The 11,166-nt window shown below is 65.0% G+C and carries 12 protein-coding genes; 7 read left to right on the forward strand and 5 right to left on the reverse strand.

Annotation, left to right across the window (positions count from 1 at the left end):
* Positions 1-7: 7 nt before the first annotated feature.
* From VKF82_01495 to VKF82_01505, 3 genes are all read left to right on the forward strand, one after another.
* The gene (locus VKF82_01495) at positions 8-913 is read left to right on the forward strand and encodes a phospholipase D-like domain-containing protein (protein HME80731.1); all 906 of its coding nucleotides are present in this window, start codon (positions 8-10) and stop codon (positions 911-913) included.
* A 35-nt stretch (positions 914-948) separates the two neighbouring features.
* Positions 949-1,653 carry a DUF4386 domain-containing protein gene (locus VKF82_01500; protein HME80732.1) on the forward strand — a complete coding sequence of 235 codons (705 nt, stop codon included), beginning with the start codon at positions 949-951 and terminating at the stop codon, positions 1,651-1,653.
* A 139-nt stretch (positions 1,654-1,792) separates the two neighbouring features.
* Entirely contained in the window at positions 1,793-1,951 is a 159-nt protein-coding gene (locus VKF82_01505; GenBank protein ID HME80733.1) for a hypothetical protein, read from the forward strand.
* 23 nt (positions 1,952-1,974) lie between these two features.
* On the opposite strand, the gene VKF82_01510 is transcribed toward VKF82_01505, so the two are convergent.
* The 5 genes from VKF82_01510 to VKF82_01530 are packed head-to-tail and all read right to left on the reverse strand — an operon-like array spanning position 1,975 to position 6,268.
* Positions 1,975-2,760 (reverse strand): TatD family hydrolase, encoded by a 786-nt coding sequence (locus tag VKF82_01510; protein HME80734.1) that lies wholly within the window; start codon positions 2,758-2,760, stop codon positions 1,975-1,977.
* Positions 2,757-4,298 carry a methionine--tRNA ligase gene (gene metG / locus VKF82_01515; protein ID HME80735.1) on the reverse strand — a complete coding sequence of 514 codons (1,542 nt, stop codon included), beginning with the start codon at positions 4,296-4,298 and terminating at the stop codon, positions 2,757-2,759. The genes VKF82_01510 and metG overlap by 4 nt, the downstream gene beginning before the upstream one ends.
* A gap of 21 nt (positions 4,299-4,319) precedes the next feature.
* Positions 4,320-5,084 (reverse strand): TSUP family transporter, encoded by a 765-nt coding sequence (locus VKF82_01520; GenBank protein HME80736.1) that lies wholly within the window; start codon positions 5,082-5,084, stop codon positions 4,320-4,322.
* 1 nt (position 5,085) lies between these two features.
* The gene (rsmI, locus tag VKF82_01525; protein HME80737.1) at positions 5,086-5,946 is read right to left on the reverse strand and encodes a 16S rRNA (cytidine(1402)-2'-O)-methyltransferase; all 861 of its coding nucleotides are present in this window, start codon (positions 5,944-5,946) and stop codon (positions 5,086-5,088) included.
* A 52-nt stretch (positions 5,947-5,998) separates the two neighbouring features.
* A complete protein-coding gene (locus VKF82_01530; GenBank protein ID HME80738.1) occupies positions 5,999-6,268 on the reverse strand; it encodes a DUF4342 domain-containing protein in 270 nt (89 codons plus the stop codon).
* A 179-nt stretch (positions 6,269-6,447) separates the two neighbouring features.
* On the opposite strand from VKF82_01530, the gene VKF82_01535 reads away from it, so the two are divergent.
* The 4 genes from VKF82_01535 to VKF82_01550 all read left to right on the forward strand — a co-directional run.
* Positions 6,448-7,659, forward strand: a complete 1,212-nt coding sequence (locus VKF82_01535; protein HME80739.1) for an acyltransferase — start codon at positions 6,448-6,450, stop codon at positions 7,657-7,659.
* Entirely contained in the window at positions 7,652-8,866 is a 1,215-nt protein-coding gene (locus tag VKF82_01540; GenBank protein ID HME80740.1) for an acyltransferase, read from the forward strand. Before VKF82_01535 ends, VKF82_01540 begins: the two co-directional genes overlap by 8 nt.
* Complete coding sequence (locus VKF82_01545; protein HME80741.1) at positions 8,863-9,243, forward strand: VOC family protein; 381 nt, start codon at positions 8,863-8,865, stop codon at positions 9,241-9,243. Before VKF82_01540 ends, VKF82_01545 begins: the two co-directional genes overlap by 4 nt.
* Before the next feature lie 78 nt (positions 9,244-9,321).
* Positions 9,322-11,166, forward strand: a 1,845-nt coding sequence (locus VKF82_01550; GenBank protein ID HME80742.1) for a hypothetical protein, incomplete at its 3' end; no start/stop codon positions are given.

Raw genomic sequence — 11,166 nt, forward strand, 5'->3', positions numbered from 1 at the left:
TCACACCGTGGCAGATCTGCATGTCAGCATCGGCAGCGCATCGCGCAGCGTGTTGTGCGACGCATTTGCGGCCGCTCGCAGCTCGATCCGCGCGCAGTTCCACAGCCTTGGCGATGCCGATGTGGTTGCCGCGCTCAATGCTGCGGCCGCGCGCGGCGTCGACGTGACATTACATCTCGAGGGCGACGTGCACCGCTACGACCGCAAGCGCTCAGAGCGGCCCAGGGACGACCCTGGTCGAGTGTCGTTCGCGCGCTACGCCCGCATGCTGGATAAACGCATCCATGTCGTCGTCGAAGATGACCCGCTGGTGCTCGAGCACGCGAAGGCCGCTGTGGTCGACGATCGGCGCGCCTTCATCGCCACGGCGAATCCGAATCGAGCGGGCTTCGGTGAGCCAGGCGACTTCCTCGTCGAGGACGACCTGCCGGCGGATGTCGCAGCGGTCAGGCGCGCGATCTTTGACCGCGACGCGCAGACCGGTCGGATCGTCAACGGTCCAGACCCAGGTCAGCGCGCGCGCATCGCCGCGTTGCTGGACGCGCCGGTGGATGAACGCATCGCGATCGAGGATCTGTCCGATCCGCTGATCCTCGATGCGTTGGAGGCGCGTGCCAAGCATGGGCGACACGATGAAGTGCTCGTCAAGCGCGAGCGACGCACGCGGATGGATTGCATCCAGGAGCTGACCGCGGCGGGCGTCGCGGTGCGCACATTGCCGGGCGCATACCTGCACGCCAAGTACATCGACGCGGGCGACCGGCTCTACATCGGCTCAGCGAACCTCACGAGGAACGGACTCGATGAAGCGCGCGAGATCGGCATCATCGCAAAGACATCTGATTTCGACGACGGCGGCGCCGCGCTGCGGGCGGAGTTCGCGAGCATGTGGCGTTCGGCGCAGCCGCTCTGAAGAGGCGCGCTGCCACGATTCGCTAAGTAGGCCGTGTGAGTTCGCTCAGCAGGAACGCGAGAATCGCCGGACTCCTGTATCTAGCGGTGGTCCTGCTTGGGCCCGTTCGTTTGAAATACATCCCGAGCGTGTTATTCGTGACGGGAGACGCGGCCGCTACAGCGCACAACATCGCTTCGCACGAACACCTATTCCGCATCGGCATCTATACGGATCTACTGTCGGCGACGATGGAGATCTTCGTCATGCTTGCGCTTTACCGATTGCTCAATGGTGTTGACCGGACTCTCGCTACGACCATGGTCATCTTGGGCATCGCTGACGTTCCGATCTACTTCGTCAACACATTGAACGACTTCGGGGCGCTGCTATTCGCGCGCGGAGGGGATTTCTTGTCGGCATTCGGGCAAACACAGCAATACGCGATGGTCATGCAGTATCTCAATCTGCACGACTATGGGGTTGTCGTCAACGAAGTGTTTTGGGGGCTCTGGTTACTGCCGTTCGGTATCCTCGTCTACAAGTCGGGTTTTCTTCCGCGCATTCTCGGCGTGTGGCTTGTTTTGAACGGCTTCGCCTACCTCGCTCAGAATTTTGCCGGCGTACTGCTGCCGCGGTATGCGGATGCTGTGGGTAACGTCGCGTTCCCGTTCCAGCTCGGCGAAGTTGCGATCGTGATATGGCTGATCGTCATGGGAGCAAAAGAACGACCCGTCGTGACTCCGCCTATGTCATCGTGAGGCATACGTCCCTGACCGGCGTCCCGCACTAATATCCGTACCGCCGCGTACACTCTTTCGGTGTTTCCCACGAAGCCCGGAGTCCAGCCCCTGAGCTACCATACGAGTGTCATCACTCGCTCTCAGGGAGGTTTGGACCATGCGCTTCTCAACACAACTCATCATCGACGCCGCCTGTGCGGTGATCGGCATCGCGGTGCTGGTCGTTCCGCTGCTCGTCACGCAGATATACCAGCCGCAGACGAACGCCACCGCCCACGTGCACAACGTCACCGCTTCAGCGGCACGCGCGAACTGAAGTAGAACGGCGACCGGCTCGGGTCAGCCGCCCAGCCGGTCGTCCAGCTTCGGGAAGAGGCGCCGCGCGTTGGCGGTCGTCGCGGTGGCGATCCGTGCCGGATCGACGCCGCGCAGTTCGGCAAGCCGCGCGCAGGTGAGCGCGATATTGGCGGGCTCGTTGCGTTTGCCGCGGTTAGGCGCGGGCGCCATGAACGGACAGTCGGTCTCGAGCACGAGCGATTCGAGCGGCAAGCGCGCTGCCGCGTCGTGCAGCTCCACCGCGTTCTTGAACGTCACCGCGCCGCCGATTCCGAGGAACACGCCGAACTCGTCGATGAGCCGAATCCCCCACTCGTATGTGCCCGTGAAGCAGTGCACGACGCCGAGCCGGCCACGAGCGAAATGCTCGCGCAAGACCGCTGCGAGATCGTCTTCTGCCTCGCGACAGTGGAGGATGACCGGAAGATCGCGCCGCGCCGCCATGTCGAGCTGGCGTCGTAAGACCTCGCGCTGGACGTCGCGCGGCGAATGATCGTAGTGATAGTCAAGGCCCATCTCGCCGACGGCGACGACGCGCGGATCGTCGAGCAGCGTTTCGAGCCAGCGCATGTCGCCTGCGTCTTTCGCGAGGTGCGGATGCACGCCGACCGCGGGCGCGATCGCCGGGTTCGCTCCAGCTAGTGCGAGCGTCGCCCGGCTCGTCGCCTCGTCTTGGCCTGCCGAGACGACCGCACGCACGCCCGCGGCATCGGCACGCGCGAGCACGTCCTGCAGATCGGCGCTGAACTCCGGACCGTCGAGGTGAGCGTGCGTGTCAGCAAGGGTCACGACGTCGCGTCGTGCGCCTCAAGGCGAGGGAAGAGCGGTGGCGGCACGCTCGTCGCCGTGCCCGGCGCAAGCTTGCCCCATTGCAATTGCTCTTCCCAGCGTTGTCCGGGAACGCCGTCTTGTCCAAGAGCACGCCACGCGGTCTGCGCCGTGGCCGGCATGAACGGATAGATGAACGCCGCGATCCAGCGCACTCCTTCGCACAGTTCGTAAAGCACGTCGTCGAGCGCTGCGCCGTCATCGCGCTTGGCCAGCTCCCACGGCTTGCTCTGCTCGACGTGCAAGTTCAATGCGCCGACGCGCTCCCAGATCGCGCCAAGCGCTCCGCGGTAGTCCAGTTCGCTCATCGCGGCGATCACAGAGTCGCGCGCCGACTCAAAGCCAGCCGCAAGCGACGAGCGCGTGTGCGCGGCGGGAACCGTGCCAGCGCGATAGCGCCCGAGCATGGACAACGTGCGCTGCACGAGATTGCCGAGGTCGTTCGCGAGATCGGCGTTATAGCGGCGCTGCAAGCCTTCTGGGCTCAGGCTGAAATCGGTGCCGAAGGCCGCTTGGGCGAACAGCAGATAGCGCACGCCGTCCACGCCGTACTGCGCGATGAGCTCGTCTGCCGTCACGATGTTGCCGAGGCTCTTGCTTATCTTCGTGCCTTCCATCGTGATCCAGCCGTTGGCGAATACGTGGCGCGGCAGCGGCAGATCGAGCGCCATCAGGATCGCCGGCCAGATGATCGTGTGGAAGCGCGCGATCTCTTTGCCGATGAGCTGCACGTCGGCGGGCCATAGGTGCTCGAACTTGGCCATGTCGTGCGGATAGCCGGCCGCGGTGATGTAGTTGCAGATCGCGTCGAACCAGACGTAGATCGTCGTGCCCGCGCTGCCGGGCATCGAGATCGCCCACTCGACGCTTTGGCGCGACACGCACAGATCCTCAAGCCCGCCCTGCAGGATCGCCATCATCTCGTTGTAGGCGCTTTGCGGGCGCACCCAATGCGGATTCGCGCGATAATGCTCGATCAAGCGATCGCGATAGGCGGAGAGCCGGAAGAACCATGCGTCTTCGGACACCCATTCCACCGGCCGCCCGCATTCGGGATTGGGGCAGCGCCCGTCGATGAGCTTGCTTTCGACCCAGAAGGTCTCATCGGTACGGCAATACCAGCCTTCGTACTTGCCGGGCTCGATATCGCGGCGGTCTCGCAGCACGGTGAAGATGCGCTGCACCGCTTTCTCGTGCTCGGGATCGGTGGTGCGGATGAACTGGTCGTAGCTGATGTTCAGTTCGCGCCACTGCGCCTTCCAGCGCTCGACGATCTCGTCGACGAACTGCTTGGGGGTTTTGCCCTGCGCCGCAGCCGCGTCGGCGATCTTCTGCGCGTGCTCGTCCGTCCCGGTCAGAAACCATGCGCGTCCGTCGCCGGTCACGCGATGAAGGCGCGCGAGGACGTCGGCCGCGATGGTCGTGTAGCCGTGCCCGATATGCGGCGTGCTGTTGGTGTAGTACAGCGGCGTCGTGAGATAGAACGTGTCTTTGGCCATATATCAGCGGTTGTTTGCGCGCTAGCGGTGGAGCGCCTGCCAGAGCAGCCGCGCCGCGACCATCCATGCCACGGCCAGGAAGACGAACCGGACAAAGACTGCGCCGCGGACGATCGCCAGACGCGAACCGGTGAAGCTGCCCGCGACCGCGCAGACGGCCATGACCACGCCGATTTGATAATCGATGGTGCCGGCCAGCGCGAAGACGATGATGGCGCCGAGATTCGACGCGAAGTTGGTCGCTTTGGCCAGGCCCGAGGCTGCCAAGAAATCGACGCCCAGCCACGCGACGAAAAGAAAGATCATGAACACGCCCGCGCCGGGCCCGAAGAAGCCGTCGTAGTATCCGGTGGCCAAACCGATCGCCCCGGAACGCCACACCGAGCGCTGAACCACCGCGCCAGTAAACCGCGCTCCAAGTTGCGGCCGCAGCGCGACGACCGCCGAGACGACGAGCAGCAGCGCCGACACGATGACGCGCAGCAGTTTTGGGTCGAGCAGCAGCACGGTGCGTGCGCCCAGCAGCGCGCCGGCGAACGCCGCAAGCGCGCTTGCCGTGACGATCGGCCAACGGATCTGGCGCGCGGCCGCGAAGGTGGCGGTCGCCGTCGCCGTGCCGGCGATACCTGACAGCTTGTTGGTGCCCAGCGCCAGCGAGACCGGCATGCCGGTGAGCAGCAGCGCCGGCAGATTGATGAGCCCGCCGCCACCGACCACCGCATCGACGGCGGCGGCGACGAACGCGGTCGCGCCGAGCGCGACCAGCACCCATGGTTCGACGTGCACGCTAACGCCGCTGAGCGCGCTGCAATGCGAGTTTGTACAAAGCGTTCTTGGGCAGGCCGGTCGCCCCGGCAATCGCTTCGGCCGCATCGCGAGCGCCGGTGCCGCGCTCGATCAAGCGCAGCAGCGCGTCGCGAACCTCATCCGGGATAGCTCGCGCGCCGGCCGGCACGCGCTCAATGCGCGCGCCCTCGAGCACGATCGTGAACTCGCCGCGCGGCGGCTGTTCGATCTGCGCGCGCACCTGCGCCGCCGATCCCAGCGCCTGCTGCTCGAACATCTTGGTATATTCGCGCAACGCGAATACGCGACGCTGAGGCAACTCGCGTCCGACGTCGTCGAGCAGCGCGATGACGCGCGTCGGCGCTTCATACCACGCGACGGCATACTCGACGTCGCGCAGCGAACGCAGATAGGCACGCCGCTCGGAGCTCTTGCGCGGCGGGAAGCCGTCGAATCTGAACCTGCTGATGTCGAAACCGCTGAGGACGAGCGCGCCGACGAATGCGGTCGGGCCGGGCAAGGCCTCGATCGCGGCGCCCACCGCGCGCGCGCACGCGACGAGCGCTGCCCCCGGATCCGAGATGCCGGGCATGCCGGCGTCGCTTGCGAAGGCGACCGTCTTGCCGGCCGCCAGCAGTCCGCGCACCTCCGCAAGCCGTCGCGCTTCAACCCGTTCGTGCAGCGAACGGAGCGGTTTGCGTATGTCGAAATGACGCAGCAGCCCGCCCGTGACGCGCGTGTCCTCGGCCACGACGACGTCGCACTCATTCAGCGCGCGCAGCGTGCGCGCGGTGATGTCTTCAAGGTTGCCGAGCGGCGTCGGACACAGCACAAGGCGGCCGGCCTGCGTCGAATGCGTCACTTGACGCGGACTTCGGGGGGTGTCCGGTCATCCCTCGGCGCGTCGAGTGCGGCTACGCCTGCCGCTCAACCGAGATCGTGCACTCGCTGACGAGGGCGGCGATCGCGCCGACCGCGGCTAGCACCGGAGCGAGGGCCGTGCCCACCACCCCGACGGTCAAAGGCAGATCCACCAGCGTCTTGCCGGTCTTGTCCTTGATCGAGATGTGCCGCACGTTCCCCTCGCGGATGATCTCGTTGATCTTCTTGAGCAGATCCTCGCCTCTGATCTTCCATTCCTCGCGGCACGGACCGGCTTTCTCGGTTGTCGTCGTGTCTACCATGGATGTCTCCTTTGTCAAAGCGATCATGTCAGTTCTCATCGTACCCGCGCTGCGGGAAGGCGGCGTGAAGCGTCGATAAAGGCGAGGGCAAAGTCCGAGATGCGTGCGCGGAAAGTCGCTTGGCGGCGAGCGCCTAGGCCGCGCAGCGGCGCGTGCCGAAATCGCCCGATACTAACAGCATGGCTTCAACGGCCCGTCTGCCATCCGAAGCGCGCCTCGACGTGCTCGACGGTCTCCGCGGCATCGCCATCCTTATGGTGGTGTGGTGGCATCTTTGGCTGTTCTCGTGGCTGACGCCGCGCCTCACGCTCTTCGGACACGACATCCCGATCGTCATGGTGCCGGGCACCGGATTGATGGGCGTCGAGCTGTTCTTCTTCCTCAGCGGGTTCGTGCTGTTCTATCCATACGCGCGGCACTTGTTCGAAGGCCGCCCGCTGCAGACGGTCAGGCAGTTCGCGTACCGGCGCTTCATCAAGATCGTGCCGTCCTACGTCATCGCGCTCGTGGCGGCGGCCATCCTGATCGGCGAATTCACGACGTTCAAAGACGTCATCAGGCAGGTGGTGACGCATCTGCTCTTCATCCACATCTTCTGGGTCGACACCTGGGTCGGCGTCAACGGCGTGCTGTGGAGCTTAGGCGTCGAGATCCAATTCTATCTGATCTTCCCCGCCCTGTGCTGGCTCTTCCGCCGGCAGCCGATGATGACGTATCTGTTGATGGTCGCGATCGCGGTCGGCTATCGGCTGTTCGCCGCGCATACCGATGTAGGCAATTACGTCTTGATGGGCCAGATGCCGGCCTATCTCGATCTCTTCGCCGACGGCATGCTGGCGGCGTGGATATTCGTGTGGATGCGCAGTCACCTGCCCGTCGAGCGCTTCGAGTGGCTGGCGACGCTCGTCGCCGTCGGCGCGGCCGCAGGCCTGTGCGCGATGCTCGGCGCGATGTTCACGCACTTGTATGAGCCGAACCAATACGCGCCCTGGCAAGCCGCGAACCGCTTGTACTGGGGCGGTCTGCTCGCGGTCTTCGCAGTGGCCGCGCTCTTCTCGTATCGCCCCCTCCATGCGATTATCGCAAACCGCTTCTTCGTGTTCATGGGCGTGATCTCGTACAACATGTATCTGTGGCACAACGTCCTCATGCTGTGGATGCTCAAACACCGCTTCCCGGCACCGAGCACGGCCGATCCGCACGCCGACGAGCGTTGGAAATGGGCCTACACGATCTCATCGCTCGCGATCACCTTCGCGGTCTCGATCTTCGTCACGTATGCGATCGAGCGGCCGCTGCTCAAGAGAGGCTTCGGCGCGATCGGCGACCTCTTCAAACGCCGCGCACCCGTCGCCGAGCACCCTCCCGTGGCGGTCGTCAACGATGGTTGAGACGCCGCGCGCGTCGCCGCAAGCCCATCTCGCGGTCCTCGACGGACTGCGCGGCATCGCGATCTTCGTCGTGCTCTGGTATCACGTCTGGGAGTGGAACTGGCTCGACTCGCGTTTCCACCTGTTCGGGCACACGATCAACCTGCAGGTCATCCCGGAGACCGGGTTCACCGGCGTCGACCTCTTCTATTTCATCAGCGGCTTCGTGCTGTTCTATCCCTACGCGCGCCACGTGTTCGAGGGCAAGCCCCTCCAGACCATCGAGCATTTCGCATACCGGCGCTTCATCAAGATCGTGCCGTCGTACTACCTCCAACTGCTGATCCTGACGCCATGGATCGTCGCAGCGTTCTCGGGGATCACGCTGCTCAAAGTGTACGTCACCCATCTGCTCTTCATCCATAACTGGTTCCACGACACGTTCGGCACGGTCAACGGCGTGCTATGGACGCTCGCGGTGGAGGTCCAGTTCTACGTCGTCTTCCCGCTGCTGTGCTGGTGCTTCCGGCGCTGGCCGCTGGCGACGTTCGCCGGCATGCTGGCGATCGCCAATGGCTATCGGCTGTTCTACTCGCCGTGCTGTATCGGCGACTACGTGGTGATGACGCAGATGCCCGCATTCCTCGACCTCTTCGGAAGCGGGATGCTCGCCGCATGGCTCTTCGTGTGGCTGCGCGCGCGTACGCCCGATCCTGCGCGCTGGCAACATCTGTGGACCGTGCTCGCGATCGCCGGCTTCGCGCTCTACGGCTGGCTGCTCTACGGCCTGTTCCTGATCCGCATCGAGCCCAATTGGCAATACGTGTGGGGCAACAGCCATCTCACGCTCCTCGGGCTGACCTTCGTGCTGCTGACCGTCGGGTCGTGCTTAGCGGCGGGGTGGTGGCGAGCGGTGCTCGCCAACCGCTTGCTGGTGTTCCTGTCGGTCATCTCCTACAATCTGTATCTGTGGCATCAACTCATCGCGACGTATCTGGCGCGTCACTCGTTCCCGCTGCCGCGTACGCAGGATTTCCAGGACGATCGCCTCTGGCAGTGGACGTATCTCGTGATCACGGTCGTCATCTCGGTCGCCGTAGCGTCGGTCATCACGTACCTCTTCGAACGCCCCTTGCTCAAGAACGGCTTTCGCCCTATCACCGAGCTGTTCTCGAGGCGCGCGCCGATCGCAAGCGCCCCGACGAACGGCCGAAGCACGCAGACGTGAGCCGCTTTCCGCTGGACCACATCGATCATCGTGTCCGCAGCCTCGCAGCGGTGCGGCCGTTCTATGACGTGCTCATGCCGGCGCTAGGCTACACGCAGACAGAAGATTGCGGCTGCTCGTTCGAATACTACTGTCCGGATCGGGCGAGCCAGTTCTTCGTCTTGGACGAGATCGCGCATCATCAGCCGAGCGAGACGCGCATCGCGTTCGCGGCGGCGACGCGCGCGGATGTCGACCGTATCGGCGGCTTGCTCCACTCGGCGGGCGCGCGCGCGATCGAGGGCCCAGAGGACTGCCCGGACTACATCCAACCCTATTACGCGGTGTTCTTCGAAGACCCAGAGGGCAACAAGCTCGAGGTCTGCTGCCGGCGCTAAAGAAGGGTTGCCGGCTCGCGCGGGAGGAGCATCGGCGGTCTTCTGGTGTCACGGCGCGCGGGGGTGCCACGTCGACCGATGAGATTCGTCCTCTTCGCGCTGGCGTGGATTGCGGCCGGGTCGATCCAGCCGGTGCCCGCAGACGCGGCGGCGACGCCGAGCCCATCGCCGGCGCCCACGTCGCAGCCGGGCCTGCGTCTGAGCGGCGACGGGTTCGTCTCGTTCATCGATCAGGCGCAGAATGGACCGGGTCTCACGCCGCCCGAGGGGCCGGGCTTTGCCGCCGGCGCGCCGCTTTCGCCGATGACTCCGTACGACGTCTTCTCGAGCGCGCCGAACACGCCGGGCGTGGCGGGTATCGCGCAATTCGAACTGCGCGGCGATTACTCGACATCGAAGTTCCTCGCATCGGCGACGCTCGGCGCCGGATACGCGACCGGCAGCGTTCAAAACGCGGCGTATTGGACCGAGAATCTGATGCCAACGCTCAATCCGCATCTCGGATCGCAGGCGCTGCCGTATCAGATCGCGTTTCCCACCCACGCCGGCTTCGACGACGGCAGCGCCGCGCGCATCTCGTTGTTGTCCGGCTCCATCGGCACGGCGGACGGCGCGCTGAACCTGCGCGCGGGCTGGTTCGACCTCGTGCAGAACGACAAGTTCGTGTTCGTGCAGCCGCCGCTGACGAACGTCACGCCGAACATCGGACTGCAGCCCGCCGAATCGCTCGGCAACGGCCCGGCCGCGTTGGATTCGTGGCCTTCGGCTCCGGCCGGCCTACCGCTTGACGGTCTCGATCTGGTCGCGCGCCGCGGCGTCGCGACGCTCGAGCTGACCGACGCGTCGCTGCCGGCGTTGCCGGGCACTGCCGCGCGACTCGTGCTCGGCTCGCTCGTGCTCGATCACGGCGAAGGGACGCGCTGGTCGGCTGATCTGCTTCACGCGAGCACGGGCGGCGTGATGCTCTCCACTACGACGATGTACGGCGCGGGCGCCGTCGCGAACCCGGGCCCGCAAGGACCGTTGCCGCAAAGCCAGCTCGGCGGCCAGCAGCAGACTATTGCGGGAGTGCGCGGCGCATTTCATGCGGCGCACGGACTCGACGCGACGATCGCGATCGGCCGTGCCTGGTACGATGCGCAACAGGTCCTCGAGCCCGGCACGCAAGCGCCAGGCGGTTATTATCATATCGGCCTTGACCACCCCTTCGGACGCGCATCGGTCGGCGTGGACGCGTATCGTTTCGAAGGGCGTTACGCGAGCGCGATCTTGCCGTACGGCGCGCCCGAGAACGTGTGGAGCGTCGCCTGGTCGTGGCCGGGCGTGTGGCTCAAGTCCACCTATCAGCTCAACGACAACACCACGATCGGCTCGAACCGCCAGGGTTTCCGGATGCGCTACTCGCTCGACAGGGGTCCCGTCGAGATCCACGCGGCGTACGCGCGCTTCCAGCAGATCACGCCGGCGGTGTACAGCACCATCAACCAGGTGGGCTTTGTCGAGGGATTCTTCTTGCCCCAGTATGACAACTCAGGAACGCTGGGCGAAGGCCATCAGTACGCGCTATGGACGGCGTGGCATCCGGCCTTCGGGGACCTGACGCTCGACTACGTCGCCGACACCCAGCACCGCGACTTCACGCCGGCCAATCCTCAAGACGCGGTCTCGTATCAGGCGCCGCAAGTGGTGTTCACGTACGCGCATCCGTTCGGCAAAGGCGCGGTCGCGGATATCGGCTATGGCAGTTTTGCCATGCGCGGTTCGTGGGCGTTCGGCGCGTTCACCAACGTCGACTATCGCCAAGACATCGAGTTCATCGGCGCGCAGATCGCGCAGTCATCGCATGCCGCGCTGCTCGTCCAATTGCGGTATGCGAACTTCACCGGGCTGCCTTCCCAAGCGGGCGGCCCGCCGCCGGATTTC

Source organism: Candidatus Eremiobacteraceae bacterium, assembly GCA_035314825.1.
GTDB lineage: Bacteria > Vulcanimicrobiota > Vulcanimicrobiia > Eremiobacterales > Eremiobacteraceae > JAFAHD01.

Bases quoted from the DNA above. Each gene is read 5' to 3' on its own strand.
- VKF82_01535 (HME80739.1), top strand. From the start codon at position 6,448: ATGGCTTCAACGGCCCGTCTGCCATCCGAAGCGCGCCTCGACGTGCTC.
- VKF82_01540 (HME80740.1), top strand. From the start codon at position 7,652: ATGGTTGAGACGCCGCGCGCGTCGCCGCAAGCCCATCTCGCGGTCCTC.
- VKF82_01505 (HME80733.1), top strand. From the start codon at position 1,793: ATGCGCTTCTCAACACAACTCATCATCGACGCCGCCTGTGCGGTGATC.
- VKF82_01530 (HME80738.1), bottom strand. From the start codon at position 6,268: ATGGTAGACACGACGACAACCGAGAAAGCCGGTCCGTGCCGCGAGGAA.
- metG (HME80735.1), bottom strand. From the start codon at position 4,298: ATGGCCAAAGACACGTTCTATCTCACGACGCCGCTGTACTACACCAAC.